This window comes from Staphylococcus sp. 17KM0847, from assembly GCF_013463155.1.
GTDB lineage: Bacteria > Bacillota > Bacilli > Staphylococcales > Staphylococcaceae > Staphylococcus.
This window is the reverse complement of the sequence record NZ_CP040781.1, coordinates 1147074-1164280: the sequence shown is the minus strand read 5'-3', so window position 1 is coordinate 1164280 and position 17207 is coordinate 1147074. Positions and strand designations below refer to the sequence as shown.

At 33.3% G+C, this 17207-nt stretch carries 13 protein-coding genes and 1 riboswitch; of the genes, 8 read left to right on the top strand and 5 right to left on the bottom strand.

What is annotated here, in order from left to right; all coding sequences use genetic code 11:
- Nucleotides 1-76 precede the first annotated feature (76 nt).
- Nucleotides 77-1279 carry an AI-2E family transporter gene (locus FGL66_RS05585; RefSeq protein ID WP_180808898.1) on the top strand — a complete coding sequence of 401 codons (1203 nt, stop codon included), beginning with the start codon at nucleotides 77-79 and terminating at the stop codon, nucleotides 1277-1279.
- A gap of 134 nt (nucleotides 1280-1413) precedes the next feature.
- A complete protein-coding gene (gene mprF, locus FGL66_RS05580) occupies nucleotides 1414-3936 on the top strand; it encodes a bifunctional lysylphosphatidylglycerol flippase/synthetase MprF (RefSeq protein WP_258007256.1) in 2523 nt (840 codons plus the stop codon).
- A gap of 95 nt (nucleotides 3937-4031) precedes the next feature.
- Here the strand turns inward: mprF and msrA are convergent, their stop codons facing one another.
- The gene (gene msrA / locus FGL66_RS05575) at nucleotides 4032-4562 is read right to left on the bottom strand and encodes a peptide-methionine (S)-S-oxide reductase MsrA (RefSeq protein WP_180808896.1); all 531 of its coding nucleotides are present in this window, start codon (nucleotides 4560-4562) and stop codon (nucleotides 4032-4034) included.
- A gap of 137 nt (nucleotides 4563-4699) precedes the next feature.
- On the opposite strand from msrA, the gene FGL66_RS05570 reads away from it, so the two are divergent.
- Nucleotides 4700-5674: an LCP family protein gene (locus tag FGL66_RS05570; protein ID WP_180808894.1), complete on the top strand. Its 975-nt coding sequence runs from the start codon at nucleotides 4700-4702 to the stop codon at nucleotides 5672-5674.
- Nucleotides 5675-5739: 65 nt separating this feature from the next.
- Here the strand turns inward: FGL66_RS05570 and thmT are convergent, their stop codons facing one another.
- Nucleotides 5740-5925, bottom strand: a complete 186-nt coding sequence (thmT, locus tag FGL66_RS05565) for a 2-hydroxymuconate tautomerase (protein WP_180808892.1) — start codon at nucleotides 5923-5925, stop codon at nucleotides 5740-5742.
- Nucleotides 5926-6052: 127 nt separating this feature from the next.
- Between thmT and FGL66_RS05560 the strand changes: the two genes are divergently transcribed.
- A complete protein-coding gene (locus tag FGL66_RS05560; RefSeq protein ID WP_180808891.1) occupies nucleotides 6053-6460 on the top strand; it encodes a sporulation protein in 408 nt (135 codons plus the stop codon).
- A gap of 80 nt (nucleotides 6461-6540) precedes the next feature.
- On the opposite strand, the gene FGL66_RS05555 is transcribed toward FGL66_RS05560, so the two are convergent.
- Entirely contained in the window at nucleotides 6541-7632 is a 1092-nt protein-coding gene (locus FGL66_RS05555; protein WP_180808889.1) for a prephenate dehydrogenase, read from the bottom strand.
- Between the two features lie 432 nt (nucleotides 7633-8064).
- Between FGL66_RS05555 and FGL66_RS05550 the strand changes: the two genes are divergently transcribed.
- Both FGL66_RS05550 and FGL66_RS05545 read left to right on the top strand, forming a co-directional pair.
- Nucleotides 8065-9324 carry an aminoacyltransferase gene (locus FGL66_RS05550; RefSeq protein WP_180808888.1) on the top strand — a complete coding sequence of 420 codons (1260 nt, stop codon included), beginning with the start codon at nucleotides 8065-8067 and terminating at the stop codon, nucleotides 9322-9324.
- Between the two features lie 26 nt (nucleotides 9325-9350).
- Entirely contained in the window at nucleotides 9351-10610 is a 1260-nt protein-coding gene (locus tag FGL66_RS05545) for an aminoacyltransferase (protein ID WP_180808886.1), read from the top strand.
- A gap of 944 nt (nucleotides 10611-11554) precedes the next feature.
- Here the strand turns inward: FGL66_RS05545 and FGL66_RS05540 are convergent.
- On the bottom strand, nucleotides 11555-11881 hold the full coding sequence (locus FGL66_RS05540) for a hypothetical protein (protein WP_180808884.1): 327 nt from the start codon (nucleotides 11879-11881) through the stop codon (nucleotides 11555-11557).
- Nucleotides 11882-12038: 157 nt separating this feature from the next.
- Here FGL66_RS05540 and pepF point away from each other — a divergent pair, with 157 nt between their 5' ends.
- Nucleotides 12039-13844 carry an oligoendopeptidase F gene (gene pepF / locus FGL66_RS05535; RefSeq protein WP_180808882.1) on the top strand — a complete coding sequence of 602 codons (1806 nt, stop codon included), beginning with the start codon at nucleotides 12039-12041 and terminating at the stop codon, nucleotides 13842-13844.
- 44 nt (nucleotides 13845-13888) lie between these two features.
- Here the strand turns inward: pepF and FGL66_RS05530 are convergent, their stop codons facing one another.
- Entirely contained in the window at nucleotides 13889-14794 is a 906-nt protein-coding gene (locus FGL66_RS05530) for a CvfB family protein (RefSeq protein WP_180808880.1), read from the bottom strand.
- A gap of 247 nt (nucleotides 14795-15041) precedes the next feature.
- Between FGL66_RS05530 and FGL66_RS05525 the strand changes: the two genes are divergently transcribed.
- A complete protein-coding gene (locus FGL66_RS05525; RefSeq protein ID WP_180808878.1) occupies nucleotides 15042-16649 on the top strand; it encodes an ABC-F family ATP-binding cassette domain-containing protein in 1608 nt (535 codons plus the stop codon).
- Nucleotides 16650-16855: 206 nt separating this feature from the next.
- Nucleotides 16856-17033: riboswitch (Lysine riboswitch) on the top strand.
- The last annotated feature ends 174 nt before the right edge of the window (nucleotides 17034-17207 follow it).

The window sequence follows — 17207 nt, the reverse complement described above, 5'->3', positions numbered from 1 at the left end:
ATAGGTTACCAGTTTGATTTTTAACTGAAAAAGTATAAACTAACTATAAGTATCTTTAAAAGGTTTGGTGAAAGTCATGTCAGAACAAAAGACGAACAATCAAAAGGGAGATAAAAGCATTCGTATTCATGAGAGTCGTTTTATGAAGTTTTTCGGTGGTAGAGACTTATTGTTTGCATTGAGTGTCTTTATTCTTATCGGAATTGTGATTTTTATATTTGATCGGGTGTCCTATATCTTCCAACCATTTATTATTATTTTTAATACAATTGCAGCGCCTATTATTGTTGCACTTATATTGTATTATTTATTCAACCCGATTATTAATGTATTAGAACGTCATAATATTAAACGTGTATGGGGGATTACGCTACTTTTTTTAGGGATTATAGGTTTAATCACGCTGGCAGTTAATTTACTGATTCCGATTGTGTCATATCAATTAGACCGATTAATGCATAACTTTCCATCATATATTAATAAACTAACAGAGTTCTCTAATAATATGATGCACATCCCATTTTTATCTGATTATTATAGTGATATTGAAAAAGCATTATACAATTTGCAAGAAAAAATCCCATCTTTTACTGATGGATTGAGTGATAAATTACGCGTCTTTGCTGAAGCTGTTGTGAATGTGACGGTAGTGATTGTAACAGTTCCATTTGTATTATTTTTTATGTTAAAAGATGGTCATCGTTTTAAAGATTATTCCAATAAAATCGTACCTCCTAAGTTTCGTAAAGATGTTCATGATTTATTGGATAAAATGAGTGAACAAGTTGGTTCTTATATTCAAGGACAAATTATCGTATCGTTTTGTATTGGTGTTTTACTCTTTATAGGTTATTCCATTATTGGACTAGATTATGCCTTAGTTTTAGCTAGTATTGCTGCTGTTACAAGCGTAGTTCCTTATCTTGGACCTACGATAGCGATTTCTCCAGCCATTATTATTTCATTGATTACATCTCCATTTATGTTGATTAAATTAATTATCGTATGGACAGCTGTACAGTTTATTGAAGGTCATTTTATTTCACCAAATATTATGGGGAAAACGATGCGTATTCATCCTTTGACTATTATTTTTGTATTGTTATGTGCAGGTAATTTATTAGGCATTGTTGGTGTTATTTTAGGGATACCAACATACGCTATTATTAAAGTTTTAGTATCCCATATATTTTTATTGTTTAAAAGACGCTACAATAAATACTATGCTAATGAATCCGGCCCCTATGAAATTAATGAGGATAAAGATGCATTAGAGTAGAGGGAGTATTTAAAAACGAACAGAGTGGGAGGATGAAATCTCGTAGGTATATCAAGATTTCTGTCTCACTCTTTAATTATGCAAAAAGAAAGTATACATAACTGCATCATATATTGATAAAAAGGAGTAATCTCATGACATTGAATAGACGTCTTGTGGTAAGGTATTTAAAAATAATATTTGCCGTTGTATTGGTCAGTGTTGTTAGTGTTGTTCTTGTCAAAGAATTATCACATGTTGATTTTAAAAAGGCATTTTTATTGTTTAATCGTATTAATAGTTTTGAATTGATCGGTTTATTTTTATTGGGTGGCAGTGCAATGATTCTGTTGTCACTGTATGATGTGATTTTAGCGACACGCTTTCGCTTAGAAATATCAAAATTTAAAGCGTTAAGAATGGGATATATCATCAATGCTTTTAATAATATTATTGGTTTTGGTGGGTTTATTGGTGCAAGTGTACGTTTATGGTTTTATCGCCAATATACAGAACGCAGCAAGAAACTGGTACACTTTATTTCTTACATGCTCACGTCTATGCTTACAGGGTTGAGTTTTTTATCAATACTCATTGTCACACACATTTTAGATGTGAGTTTTTTAAATCGAACGTCGATATGGTTTACTATTTTTCTGTATGGCGTTGCATTATTATTGCCTATTTTTCTCATTGTTTCATGGATATGGCCTGTTGATAAAAAAGCGCGTTGGTTAGGGACAAGCTTTACGTTGATTTCTAGTGTAGAGTGGGTATTGGCAACTGTGGTACTCTATTTTGCGATGCAGTTAGTCGGTGCATCGGTCTCTTTTCCAGTTGTATTAAGTATTTTTATTGTTGCTGCAATTTCAGGTTTAGTGTCATTTATACCGGGAGGCTTTGGCGCATTTGATTTACTTGTGCTACTTGGTTTTAAATATATGGGTGTGTCAGAAGAAAAAATCGTACTAGCGTTATTACTTTATCGCTTTGCTTATTATTTCTTCCCATTATTTATTGCATTGGTTTTAACAGTTTTTGAATTTGGTGCTGTGACTAAAAAATATGTATCTGAATCTAGATATTTTCAACCTGCAAAAGAGCTTTCGTCTTTTTTGATGTCATTTCAAAAAGATGCCATTCCATTTGCGCCATCCTTTGTATTAAGCGTATTAGTGTTAATTGTGAGCCTTGTTTCTTTAGTTAACAACTTTGGCATTATTTTTGATGCCACAGAAACATCACATCATGTGTTATTTATTATACTTTATCTCTTAAATGTGAGCGCAGGACTGATTTTATTTTTGAATTTGAAGGGAATTATGTTACGCAGCAAACGTGCAATATTATTTGCGATTGTAGCGCTAGCGATTTTGATTACATCTAATGCTTATGTTTATGGTATCTCAATGACATTAGTATTAGCTTTATTACTGATAGGTGCTTTGGTTTTTGCATACAATAAAGCGATGGTGCTGAAAAGGCCTGTAAGATTGAAGTCACTGGTATATATGGCAATTGTTATTGTAATTACTTTATATTGTAATCAATTTTTAGTTAAAGGTTTTTTAAGGTTTTTAGATGTTGAAACACCTAAAGTGGATATTTTCTTGTTACGCTCCGCTTTTTGGATATCATTTATAGGTATGACATTATTAGCTGTATTGATGATTAACTTTTTTGAATGGCGTTATCGGAGACCTAATGCCTCTAATGATATACGTGTAGCACAAGAAATACTACATAAATATGGTGGGCACTTTTTAAGTCATTTGCTATACAGTGGTGATAAAAATGTTTATGTCAATCAGGATCAAACAGCATTCTTAATGTATCGTCATACAAAAGGTTCATTTATTGTATTAGGTGATCCTATTGGTAAAAGCAGTGCGTACCGTGAATTGTTAACGGAGTTTTATACACATGCGACATATCTTGGTGGTGATGTGATGTTTTATCAAGTGTCAGAATCACATCTTTCACTTTATCATGAGTTCGGTAATCAGTTTTTCAAGTTAGGAGAGGAAGCACTGATTGATGTACAAAACTTTACAACTGCTGGCAAAAAAAGACGTGGTTTTCGAGCGACGTTGAACAAGTTTGAATCATTGGGCTATACATTTGAAATACTAGAGACACCACTACCTGAAGCAGACTATGCAAGGCTAAGAAAGATTAGTGATATATGGTTAGACAAGCAGACAGAATTTTATTTCTCTGTTGGAAGATTTAATCGTTCTTATGTAAACTCGGCAGCAGTAGGTGTTATGAAAAACAAAGAAGGTCGTATCGATGCATTTTGTACATTAATGCCTGTCGACTTTGAAAAAGCGATGTCTATTGATTTAATTCGTTGGGATAAAACATTAGAATTGCCATTTATGGATGCACTGTATTTACATATGATTTTATGGTCACAATCAGAAGGATATCAATACTTTAATATGGGAATGGCGACACTTTCTAATGTAGGGCGTGTACCGTATAGTCATATGAAAGAGAAGTTTGCAGGTCGTTTTTATGAACATTTTAATGGTTTATATAGCTTTCAAGGATTACGTCAATATAAAAATAAATTTAATCCTCAATGGGAATCGCGTTATTTGATTTATCATCGTTCACAAACAGTTTGGGAATGCTTATTAAAAGTGACGCGTACAATACGCAAAAAAAGTTAGAATTAAGATAATGAGGATAACGTATATAGAGCAGGTATTTTATAAAAGAGACGACTGAGATGGATAGAAAACTCAGTCGTCTCTTTATTATATGTCTAATGATGAGAGATATTAATATGATGTGATTGTGCGTAAGCTGTACGCTCGTCTTCCTGCTGTTGAAAACGTTCAGGTTGTTTTTTATAAAAATCTTGATGATACGTTTCTGCTTCGTAAAAGGTTGAAGCAGGTAAGACTTGAGTTGCGATTGCTTTGTCATGGTTTAACGTGTGCTTCAGGGACTCAATATAGGATTCAGCCACTTGTTTTTGATCATCATTCGTATAAAAAATAGCTGTGCGATATTGTGTGCCACGATCTTGAAACTGACCTTCAAAATCAGTAGGATCAATAACTGAAAAGAAAATTTCTAAAAGTTTATGATACGAAAAGAGTGCGACATCATATTCTATTTTTACAATTTCGTAATGCCCTGTTTCACCGGTTTTTACTTCTTCATAGCTTGGATTGTGTGTATGTCCTCCCATATAACCTGAAGTTACTTTTTCGATACCTTCTTGCTCATCGAAAGGTTTTGTCATACACCAAAAGCACCCACCGGCAAAATAAGCTGTATTAATATTCATTTTATCACCCATTTCATATATATTTCTTTTGTTATTTTAATGGTTTTCACTTGCTTTTTAAATCAAATTTCTATACCGTTAATATGTGTTTATTATAGTACATAGCAATCTAATTTTGAAAGTATAAGGTTGGTAACATGACGGAAAATAATTTTGATACGAATAGCTCCAGTCAATCAGGTCAAAAGTTGCAGCGCACTAAGAAGAGGCGTATACGCAAGGTGCCCTTTGTTATTTTAGCGTTGATACTTGTATTTATTGTCCCGATCATTTATAGCATCAGGAGTTATCATTCTGGTTTAGAACTCGCTAAAAAACATGCGCAAACGCCTAAAATACATAAGTTTGAAGGTGCATCTAAAAATGATGGTAAAGCTACTGTTTTAATCTTAGGTGCAGATTTAGAAGATGGCGGTGTATCGAGAACAGATTCTATTATGGTGGCACAGTATGACTACATAAAAAAAGATATGAAAATCATTTCTGTGATGCGTGATATTTATGCAGATATTCCGGGGTATAATAGTTATAAAATTAATGCCGCTTATTCATTAGGTGGTGCGGAGTTGTTGCGTAAGACATTAAAGGAGAATCTCAATATTGATGTTGAGTATTATGCGACATTAGATTTTAAAGGCTTTGAGGCAATGATAGATGAGTTAGAACCAGAAGGTATTCCGATTGATGTTGAGAAAGATATGTCAGAAAAAATTGGTGTATCTTTAAAAAAGGGGCATCATCGTTTAAATGGTAAAGAGTTACTCGGCTACGCAAGATTTCGAAATGATGAAGAAGGGGATTTTGGACGTGTTCGTCGTCAGCAACAGGTGATATCAGCATTGAAACAACAACTCACGCAGCCATCATCAATAATTAAAACACCTAAACTTGCAGGTATTATGCGTGGTTATGTAAGTACGAATATGTCAGATTCAACCATTTTTCAAACAGGTATGAGCTTTATTATTCGAGGCGATAAAGATATCAAGACATTAAGTGTTCCTGTAAAAGGAAGCTATGAAAACATTGTTACAAATGATGGTGGTTCGGCACTTGGTATTGATAAAGAAGAAAACAAAAAACGTATTGAACATTTTTTGAATGAAGAATAGATGTGTACCTGAAAAAGGCCATCTCACAATATTTTTATTGTGGGATGGCTTTTTTAATGCAATGTTTATTGATCTGACTTACGTGTACCGCCTACACCAAAATGATTAGGTTTCATCTCTTCAATGACAACAGAGATTGCATCACGCTTAGCGTCGGTCGTTTTTTCAACGGCATTTGTTATTTCTTGAACTAAGTTTTTAAGCTGATCATCCGTACGACCTTCTAATAATTTGACTGTTACGATTGGCATAGTTATTGCCCCTTTCTAAAATGATACGTTTTTTTCATTATATCATTTTTAATTAATGGTTGCGTAGAATGATTAAAAACACGTATGATAGAGGTGATTAGAGAATATACAAGATGGAGGTTATCGTATGGGGTTTGATAATGTCTTAACATCATTAGGAATTAACGGTATGAAGGTACTGATTCATCTTGATCAACAAAAATATACGGTAGATGATGCAATTACTGGCTATATTAAGTTGAAAGCAGGGCAAAGTGATCAAAAAGTAACACATATTGAGTTGAAGTTACTTGAAAAATATGAGAATAATGACGAAACGAGTGAGTTTACAAGATTAACACGTGAAATTGATCATTTTGTTATTGATGATACATTTACTATTGATGTCGGTGAACAAAAGAAAATCTTGTTTAAATTTAAACCTAAACAATGGGATTTTAAGTCAGAAGCCAGTCAGATCATTTTGAATACACATGTCTATATTGATTTAGGCATTGATGAAGAGGTTGAAGCAGTTATTCCTTATATACATTAAGCAATATGTGGAAGCGGTACACATCAGATATTCTGACTTGAGTGTACCGCTTTAGCTATGGTTGAGTGAGACGGAAAAAGTTACTCGATATATGTATCAAAATCAGTAAGTGCTTGCTGTCCTAAATCTCTATCTTTAGCATTTTTAAAGCTAATACGCAGTGCACCGTAAATATCTTCGCGTAACTCTAAAATTCTTAAATTGCGTATTGAAATATGGTGTGTACTTAAAATATCAGTAATTTGTGAAATGGTTCCCGCTTTATCTGGAATGTCGACGTACAGGTCATATGTGCTATTCATTGCACCTTGACTGCGTATAGGTAAAGCATCACGATACGATTTGGCGTACTCAAAAAAGTTAAAAAGAGATGACGCATCATCTGACTCTAATAGTGTAATGACATCAGTGAGCTGTGCTTGAAACTGTTTCATAATTGTTAGAATATGTGTTTTATTCTCTATGGTAATATCCCGCCACATTTCTGGGTTACTGCTCGCGATACGTGTAATATCTCTAAAACCACCAGCAGCAAGTTCTTGTACAAGTGGATTTTCAGGAGCATAATGTGCATTTAATGAAACTAAACTAGAAGCTACAATATGAGGTGTGTGACTTACAATACCCGTTACATAATCGTGTTCTTTGGCAGTCATCTTAATCAACTGAGCTTGTGTTGATCTAAGTAGTTGGACAATTTGATGATAAGCTTGGCTATTTTCAGGAAGGTCATGTACGAGAATATAGTAGGCATTTTCAAATAGATGTTTTTTAGAATTTAAAACACCTGACTTATGACTTCCTGCCATTGGATGTCCACCAATCAAGTGAATACCATGTTTTAATAAAGTAGATTCATATGCTTGAATTGTAGATTTTGTACTACCAGTATCTGTAACAATGAGTCCCGATTTCGTGTTGAGGTTAGGTAACATTTTTAAGTAATTTACAGTTGTTTGAACAGGGGTAGCAAAAATAATAATATCGGCTTGCGATACACCTTCCTCAAAGTGTTGAATCGGTATATCAATAATACCAATAGATTTTGCACGTTCAAGTTGTTGATCGTCTGAATCATAGGCGCTGACTGTTACATCAGAGTGAAAATATTTTAGATTACTCGCTAAACTTCCTCCAATGAGACCTAAACCTACGAAGAAAACATGCCTCATCTTCTCACCTCGTTGTATTAATTTTCAGACATTTTAACATTTTAAAGCGACTTATTGCAATAGTTATGTTTTAAAAGCAAGCACAATTCTTTTTATCATATTTCTAGTAGGAAATGTATCGTGTTGTTGGCTAAAATAGTCCCAATGCGTTAAAATATAGTTTGACCAACAAGGCATACATTGCCTAATACGATTAGGTATGGATTTATAATAAATGTGTAGAATCAATAAGCATGAATAGAAACTGTTAAAAGTAAGGCCAAGTATGACAAAATGTTTTGTTAAAACGAATAAGGAATAAGATAAATATCTAAACGAGCAAAGATGTATCTTTTGTTTTAACTTTACTTGATTGATATGGCATAACGCGTATGTTTAATTTACAATCAATCATAGGGAATGAATATTGAATAAAGAAGTAGGAGTAGTTATATGAAATTTACGAACTTAACAACGGCAGAGTTTGATGCATTTACAGATACAATGCCGTATAGCCATTTTACACAAATGGTGGGCAATTATGAGCTGAAAATTGCGGAAGGTGTGGAAACACATCTTGTCGGCGTTAAAGACAATAACAATAATGTATTAGCGGCATGTCTTTTAACAGCGGTTCCAGTGATGAAAGTATTTAAGTATTTTTATACGAATCGTGGACCTGTTATGGATTATGACCATAAAGAACTCGTACATTTTTTCTTTAAAGCCTTAGGAGACTATGTTAAGCAACATAAAGCCCTTTATTTACGAGTAGATCCTTATTTACCAATTGCTAAACGAAACCATGATGGAGATATATTAGAAGCGTATCCTACCGATTGGTTATTTGATAAATTTGCAGCACTCGGTTATACACATGAAGGGTTCACAACAGGATTTGATACGGTTCGCCAAATCCGTTTTCACTCTGTATTAGATTTGAAAGATAAAACAGCACAAGACGTATTGAAAAATATGGATAATTTGCGTAAACGTAATACAAAGAAAGTACATAAAAATGGTGTTAAAGTAAGATTTTTGGAAGAAGAAGAACTGCCTATCTTTAGAAGTTTTATGGAAGATACTTCAGAAACGAAAGATTTTGTTGATCGAGAAGACAACTTCTATTATAACCGTATGCGACATTATAAAGATCGCGTTCTTGTACCACTGGCATATATCGATTTTCAAACATATATTGAAGAGTTAAAACGAGAAGAAGAAAGTTATAAGAAAGAAATTCATAAAGCTGAAAAAGAAATAGAAAAACGTCCTGATAATAAAAAAGCATTGAATAAAAAGCAGAATTTAGAACAGCAATTAGAGGCAAATCAATCGAAGTTAGACGAGGCGCAAACACTTCATAAACAGCATGGAGAGACATTGCCGATATCTGCTGGTTTCTTTATTATTAATCCTTTTGAAGTTGTTTATTACGCAGGTGGCACAGCAAACCAATATAGACATTTTGCAGGGAGCTATGCTGTACAGTGGGAAATGATTAATTATGCAATAGATCAAAATATCTCGCGCTACAATTTTTATGGTATTAGTGGAGATTTTACAGAAAATGCAGAAGATGCAGGTGTTGTTAAATTTAAAAAAGGTTATAATGCAGATGTCATTGAGTATATTGGTGATTTTATCTTGCCTGTGAACAAACCCGCGTATAAACTATATACAAAAATCAAGGCATTAAAGCAGAAGTTATAGTAAAGAGAGAAGGGGAATTACGAGTTATGAGATTTACAGAGTTAACAGTTGAAGAATATGATCAATTTGTTCAAGACCCCACATTAGAGAGTCATTATTTCCAAGTTAAAGAAAACATTACAACCCGTGAAGAAGATGGTTTTCAAGTTGTTTTATTAGGTGTAAAAGATGATAATAATCATGTCATTGCAGCAAGTTTATTTTCTAAAATACCAACAATGGGAAGTTATGTCTATTATTCAAATCGTGGTCCTGTTATGGATTACAATGATTTAGGATTAGTTGATTTTTACTTAAAAGCGCTAGATGCGTATTTGGTGAAAAATAAATGTTTATATGTCAAGTTAGATCCATATTGGTTGTATAATATTTACGACAAAGATATTCATATCATTAAGAAAAATGAAATTGGAGATAAACTTGTACAGCTGTTGAAATCACATGGATATATTCATCATGGCTTTACGACAAAATACGATTCAACCAGCCAAGTCAGATGGATGGGGGTATTAGACTTAAAAGAACATACACCCCAAAGTCTAAAGAAAACCTTTGATAGCCAACGTAAACGTAACATTAATAAGGCAAACAATTTTGGTGTGCAAGTGCGTTTTCTTGGTAAAGACGAAATGGACTTGTTTTTGGAGTTATATCGAGAAACTGAAGCACGCACAGGATTTGCTTCTAAAACCGATGCGTATTTTAGAAACTTTTTCCAACATTATGGTGATAAAGCGCTTATGCCTTTAGCTTATATCGATTTAGATCACTATTTGACGTCTCTTCAAGAAAGTTTGAATGATAAAGAAACGAGACGTGACCAAATGATGGCAAAAGAAAATAAATCAGACAAACAATTGAAGAAAATTGCGGAGTTAGATAAGCAAATTGATCATGATCAACAAGAAATGCTTAAAGTGAGTGAATTGAGAAAGACAGATGGTTCAGTTTTAAATCTTGCATCAGGTATTTTCTTTGCCAATGCGTATGAAATCAATTATTTTTCAGGTGGATCTAGCGAAAAGTACAATCACTTTATGGGTCCTTATGCTATGCATTGGCATATGATCAATTACTGTTTTGAGCACGGTTATGAACGTTATAATTTTTATGGTTTGTCAGGTAACTTTACAGAAGAAAGCGAAGACTATGGTGTTTATCGCTTCAAACGAGGTTTTAATGTTCAAATAGAAGAACTGATTGGAGACTTCTATAAACCGATTAACAAGCCGAAATACTTTATTTTTCAATTGATGAATCGTATAAGAGAAAAAATAAAAAAATAGAAAATGTGATTGATTATTAATCAAGTCTTTGAAGTATCTTTGGTCATTTTTATAAATTTAGATACTGACCTTATCTCTAATAATCAATCACACGTGTTTAAGCACTTGTATCAAAAGGATGCAGGTGCTTAATTTATGTAGTGACAACCACATATACATAGACAAAATGATAATGATCATAATATTGTGTTGAGTAAACAGCTTAATCCAGCTCAATCATAGGTTGCGTATAGGTATTTAGTTCATGATGAGTAACGCTGAGGAAATAAACTAAATATGAATACTCGTAACACATATTTGATGAGAGAAATAAGAAATGTAAATGATGGCATTACTCTTAAAGGTCAATAATAAATGAAAAGTGTGATGTGGATGACTACAATCACATCTTAGCAAACCTTTTTATAAAGAACAATCGTCTTTTTTAATGAACTAATACACTAAAAAATCGTATAAATTGTCGATATTTGAAAGAAGTTAGAGATAGTTGTTAAATACATAGAATATAATCATAGAGTAATTGTAACAACAAAAGATTAATATAACTATATTATGTAAACTTTAGATTTATAATGCTAATAAAGATAAGTCATTAAGGACTCCTTAAATCTATTTTATGATTTGTTTGATATTATATGTTTAAATTCATTGCTTATATTCATAGTAGTTGTAAAAGTGCTATTTATCGAGATAGTATTTAATAATTCATTTTACCAATGTATTTACATGCTTAAAGTGTAAAACTTACACTAAATATTTTTATAAAAATAGAGCTGTTTTTTAGTAACATCAATCTATGTCAATGAATTGTCATTTAGTTCTGGTATTTTAGTTTACATAATATATATTATAGGAAGTTTAGTATATATAAGATAAGCCCCTTTTTAAATAAAAAAAACACCCATTAACATTTTATTGCTAACAGGCGTTTTCACTATTTATTTTTATTTTGGTTCATGATTTTGTTGAAAGCGTTGAAGTTCTTTTTCATATTTTTTCTGTTGTCTACGTTTACGCATATCACGTGTTAAGTACCATAATATTAGACTGATGATCAAACTTAATATAGCGACAAATGCTGCATACCCAAGCAAAGGCTCGTAAGTAATCACGTAGAAATTTGGTAAGATAAATGCAAGTATTCCGAGAGATACAAACATAATAATAGCACTAACGAACCATTTATTGAGTACGAGTGTACAAAAAAGTGTTAGAATCACCATTATAGCTAATGTTATCCATAAATAGTTTGGCATTTCTAAAATAGACATATTACTGTAATACTCCTTATTGTTTATTATTTTATTCATTATACTAAAATTTAATGTAACAATCAGTAATTATTTGTAATAATAAATAAAAATCAAGTATAAGATATATGAAAATATCAAAATTCGGTATAATTTTAATATAAAGGAGGTTTTTCACGTGACACAATCATTACCGTTAAGATTAGAAGTACATGAATCTGAAAAATGGGATTTAAGTGCTTTATTTAAGTGTACAGATATATATGAAACGACAGTAAAAGCGTTGCCTCAACGTGCAGAACATTTTAAGTTACAATACAGTGGCACAATGACAAGTGTAAAGCGTATACAAGAAGCGTTAGATGCATACTGTACCCTTGCGATTGACATTGATCGTGTTGAAAATTATGCGAGTTTACAGCTGAGTGTGGATACAACTGATGGAGAAAAACAAAGATTAGCAGCTCTATTTGATACATTAGTTGGTCAAATTTATGGTCATTTGACATTTTTGGAATCTGAATTACTCGCATTAGATGATGTTCTATTAGATGAAGCGATCGAACATACAGCATATAGCTATTATTTAACTAAGTTACGACGTTTGAAACCACATCAATTACATCCACAAGTTGAAGAAGCACTGACACGTATGTCCCCTGTTTTGCAAGCACCTACTGATATTTACGGTGTTACAAAGATGTTAGATATTGATTTTGGCACATTTGAGGTCGATGGTCATACCTATGCTATGGATTATACGACTTTTGAAGGCATTTACGAAGATCATTGTGACACAGCGATAAGACGTGCGAGTTTTAAACATTTTAGTGATACCATTCGAAAATATGAACATACCACAGCTGCTGTTTATAATGCACATGTTCAGGCTGAAAAGATTGAGGCGGATTTACGTGGTTATGATTCAGTTATTGATTATTTATTAGCTGAACAAGATGTGACGTCAGAGATGTATCATCGTCAAATTGATATTATTATGTCTGATTTAGCGCCTATTATGAGACGCTATGCAAAAGTTATTCAACGAACGAATCATCTTGATGAGCTTAGATTTGAAGATTTAAAAATATCAGTAGATCCAAGCTATGAGCCAGATATTACAATTGAAGATTCTAAAAAATATATCTTTGGTGCTTTAGATAAGCTGGGAGAAGATTACCATCAAATGATTGAGGATGCGTATCAATATCGATGGATTGATTTTGCACAAAATAAAGGCAAAGAGACAGGGGCTTATTGTGCTTCTCCCTATGGTACACACAGCTATATTTTTATCTCATGGACAGGCAAAATGACAGAAACTTTTGTATTAGCACATGAGTTAGGACATGCTGGTCATTTTGCATTAGCGCATAAACATCAAAATTATTTACAAGCAGATGCATCCATGTATTTTGTTGAGGCGCCTTCTACGATGAATGAAATGCTGATGCTTAATTATCTCTTATCGACGAGTGATGACAAAGCATTTAAGCGTTGGGCAATTGGTTCGATTTTGGCACGTACATATTATCATAATATGGTGACGCACTTATTGGAAGCAGCATATCAACGTGAGGTGTATTTACACGTAGATCAAGGACAGTCACTGACAGCGCCCCTACTTAATCGTATTAAACAACAAGTTATTCATACATTTTGGGGAGATGATGTTATCTTAACAGAAGGCACAGAATTGACTTGGATGCGTCAACCACACTATTACATGGGACTTTATCCATATACTTATTCTGCAGGTTTAACAATTGGTACAATCATGGCGCAACGCATAGAAAACGAAGGCGCCCCTGCTGTTAATGATTGGTTACATGTATTAAAGGCAGGAGATAGCACTTCTCCTATTGAACTGGCACGGATGGCAGGCATTGATGTTACGACAGAGCGCCCTTTAAAACAAACAATTGCATATATCAGTACATTAGTTGATGAGCTTGAAACATTAACAGATGAACTGGAATCTTAAAAATATATAAAGAGGACATCACCTTAGTTGATGTCCTCTTTATATTATTTGCTTTGATCAGCACGTGCCCACCCTTTTTTTGTGAGTGTAATATGCCCCGTCTCAATATTAATAATACGTTGTTTATAAAGGTGACCAATTGCACGTTTGAAAGCCCCTTTACTCATATTGAATACTTCTTTAATTGCTTCAGGGCTTGATTTATCCCAGAACGGTAGTGTTCCATCATATTCGATTAATAGATTGAATATCGTTTCTCCGTCGTCATCTAAGCGTTCATGCGCTAATGGTAAAAATGACCCGTTTAACTCCCCTTTTTCATTATGACCAATAATCCGAACAGTCATTTCTTCTCCGAGACGTGGCTCGGCTTGACGTTCAGATTCATGGACGAAAATTTTATGCCCCTCTTTTGTTAATAAAAATGAACCCACACGCAGTAAGCGATATGGTCGCGCTTTAATCACTTGATTTTGGAATTGATCATCATGAACGGGTGTAAACATCTGTTGTACTGTTGTTTCAGATGCAAGGCGTGCAAACATTTGACGGTCACGATCAATGCGCAATGTACAGAGTACATAGTCCCCTTTTTCAGGCCAAAGAGACTTTATTTTTGGTAAATCTTCCCATGGTATAAGTACTTCTCTTGGTAACCCAACATCTACACGTGCACCATCACGATCAGTACTTAATACACGTACAAAATCATAGCGTCCTACTGTAATATCAGGCATATTTTGTGTTGCGAATAAATCACCAGAGCGGTTAGGATAGATAAAGAAGCTATACGCCTCTCCTATCTCTAAAGAATCTGTTGCATCAACTTCTGATTGATTCAGTTTAATTATCTCTTGGTTAGGTCCTTCTAGTATATATGTTGAACCTTCTAATGCTTTTACTTCTAAAAACTCTATGGTTCCGACAATCTCATTTTCTTTAAAAGACATATCGTTCTCCTCTTAATTTATATGTTAAATTTATTATAGCATGTGCGGGTCTGATAAGCATTAAAGGAAATAACATAAATATCATCTCTTATTATTTGTAGACGATTGAAATTACGAATTTGAGTCAAATATTAACTATTGAACTCAGTACCCTCAGGAAGTATATTTAATAATTGTTTATGTCTTAACGTTATTATATGATATAATGCACCCATTAGAATATATAAGGATATAAAGGAGAAAAGGCATGTTACAAGTTACGGATGTTAGTTTACGATTTGGTGATCGTAAATTATTTGAAGACGTTAATATTAAATTTACACCTGGCAACTGTTATGGTTTAATTGGTGCGAATGGTGCGGGTAAATCAACATTTCTTAAAATTTTATCGGGAGAACTAGACTCTCAAACAGGACATGTATCATTGGGGAAAGATGAGCGTCTTGCAGTATTAAAACAAGATCATTTTGCTCATGAAGATGAACGGGTATTAGATGTTGTCATTAAAGGACATGAGCGCTTATATGAAGTGATGCAGGAAAAAGATGCGATTTATATGAAGCCTGATTTTAGTGATGAAGATGGTATTCGTGCAGCAGAACTTGAAGGTGAGTTTGCAGAAATGAATGGCTGGAATGCCGAGTCAGATGCTGCAACATTATTGTCTGGTTTAGGTATTAATCCAGAATTACACGATAAAAAGATGTCAGAGCTAGAAAATAATCAAAAAGTCAAAGTTCTCTTAGCACAAAGTTTATTTGGTGCCCCTGATGTTTTATTATTAGATGAGCCGACAAATGGCTTGGATATACAAGCGATTAGCTGGCTAGAAGATTTTTTAATCAACTTTGAAAATACAGTAATTGTTGTGTCTCATGATCGTCATTTCTTAAACAATGTTTGTACACATATCGCGGATTTAGATTTTGGTAAAATTAAAATCTATGTGGGTAACTATGACTTTTGGTATCAATCTAGTCAACTGGCTCAAAAGATGGCACAAGAACAAAATAAGAAAAAAGAAGATAAAATCAAAGAACTGCAAGAGTTTATTGCGCGTTTCTCTGCTAATGCCTCTAAATCTAAACAAGCAACAAGTCGTAAGAAACAACTTGAAAAAATTGAGTTGGATGATATTCAACCTTCTTCAAGACGTTACCCGTTTGTTAAATTCACACCTGAACGTGAAATTGGTAATGACTTACTGTTTGTTGAAGGTGTTTCTAAAACAATCGATGGTGAAAAAGTACTAGATCATATTTCATTTACAATGAATCCAAATGATAAGGCAGTATTGATGGGAAGTAGTGAAATTGCTAAAACAACATTATTAAAAATTTTGGCGGGAGAACTTGAACCAGATGAAGGTACTATTAAATGGGGTGTAACAACGTCACAGAGTTACTTCCCTAAAGACAATTCAGCCTTTTTTGAAGGTATAGATATGAATCTTGTTGACTGGTTACGTCAATATGCACCAGAAGATGAGCAAACAGAAACATTTTTACGCGGTTTCTTAGGGCGTATGTTATTTAGTGGTGAAGAAGTTAAGAAAAAAGCAAGTGTTTTATCTGGTGGTGAGAAAGTACGTTGTATGTTGAGTAAAATGATGCTTTCAAGTGCGAATGTATTATTACTAGATGAGCCAACAAACCACTTAGATCTTGAGAGTATTACGTCTGTCAATGAAGGACTTAAATCATTTAAAGGTTCACTCATTTTTACGTCACACGACTTCGAATTTATCAATACCATTGCAAATCGGGTGATTGATTTGGACGTGGAAACAGGTCTCTCTAAAGAAATACCTTATGAAAATTATTTAGAAGAAAAAGGGATTTTAAAAACAAAATAAATATTGAAAAAGACGCGAGATAGAGATTTTATTCGCTGGAAAAGCAGCGATCTCGCGCTCTTTTAATATTGAAAGAAAGTTGAAGTGTCTTCCCTCTTCTACACTTTATCAAGTTATTATTATCTGTAAATTTAAAAAGTTTGCACATTAGTGTTTACAGTCATGTATCAAATATGTATAATATGACACATACCTATTAATTAAATAATTTTTGATGAGGCGCATCAATCATAAGTAGATACATATATTGGCCTGCAAGCTATATGTATTCAAAGGGTGAGATGCCGAAATAAACAGTATTTGCAGAAGCTGTTTATTGGATTCTAAGGTTAAGAGCTAAGAATCTGTCATTATTCTTACTGATAATGGAGTGCATCACTTGTATATAAAGTTAACAAGTTCAGCACATGCCGAACTTGTTTTTTTTATATATTCTGATGGTTTTCTCAACATAGGAGGAGGTCAGAAAAGTTTTAATATAATCGATATCTAAGAGAATAATTACAATTTTCTTAGATTGGAAAATTAAATATACGTTTAAGCTGGTAGATAAAAAGA

What these genes read in the sequence shown, in the direction of transcription:
- msrA (WP_180808896.1), bottom strand. Translation starts at nt 4,562, where the DNA reads ATGAATATTAATACAGCTTATTTTGCCGGTGGGTGCTTTTGGTGTATG.
- FGL66_RS05525 (WP_180808878.1), top strand. Translation starts at nt 15,042, where the DNA reads ATGTTACAAGTTACGGATGTTAGTTTACGATTTGGTGATCGTAAATTA.
- FGL66_RS05530 (WP_180808880.1), bottom strand. Translation starts at nt 14,794, where the DNA reads ATGTCTTTTAAAGAAAATGAGATTGTCGGAACCATAGAGTTTTTAGAA.
- FGL66_RS05540 (WP_180808884.1), bottom strand. Translation starts at nt 11,881, where the DNA reads ATGTCTATTTTAGAAATGCCAAACTATTTATGGATAACATTAGCTATA.
- FGL66_RS05555 (WP_180808889.1), bottom strand. Translation starts at nt 7,632, where the DNA reads ATGAGGCATGTTTTCTTCGTAGGTTTAGGTCTCATTGGAGGAAGTTTA.
- thmT (WP_180808892.1), bottom strand. Translation starts at nt 5,925, where the DNA reads ATGCCAATCGTAACAGTCAAATTATTAGAAGGTCGTACGGATGATCAG.
- FGL66_RS05545 (WP_180808886.1), top strand. Translation starts at nt 9,351, where the DNA reads ATGAGATTTACAGAGTTAACAGTTGAAGAATATGATCAATTTGTTCAA.
- FGL66_RS05550 (WP_180808888.1), top strand. Translation starts at nt 8,065, where the DNA reads ATGAAATTTACGAACTTAACAACGGCAGAGTTTGATGCATTTACAGAT.
- FGL66_RS05570 (WP_180808894.1), top strand. Translation starts at nt 4,700, where the DNA reads ATGACGGAAAATAATTTTGATACGAATAGCTCCAGTCAATCAGGTCAA.
- mprF (WP_258007256.1), top strand. Translation starts at nt 1,414, where the DNA reads ATGACATTGAATAGACGTCTTGTGGTAAGGTATTTAAAAATAATATTT.
- FGL66_RS05560 (WP_180808891.1), top strand. Translation starts at nt 6,053, where the DNA reads ATGGGGTTTGATAATGTCTTAACATCATTAGGAATTAACGGTATGAAG.
- FGL66_RS05585 (WP_180808898.1), top strand. Translation starts at nt 77, where the DNA reads ATGTCAGAACAAAAGACGAACAATCAAAAGGGAGATAAAAGCATTCGT.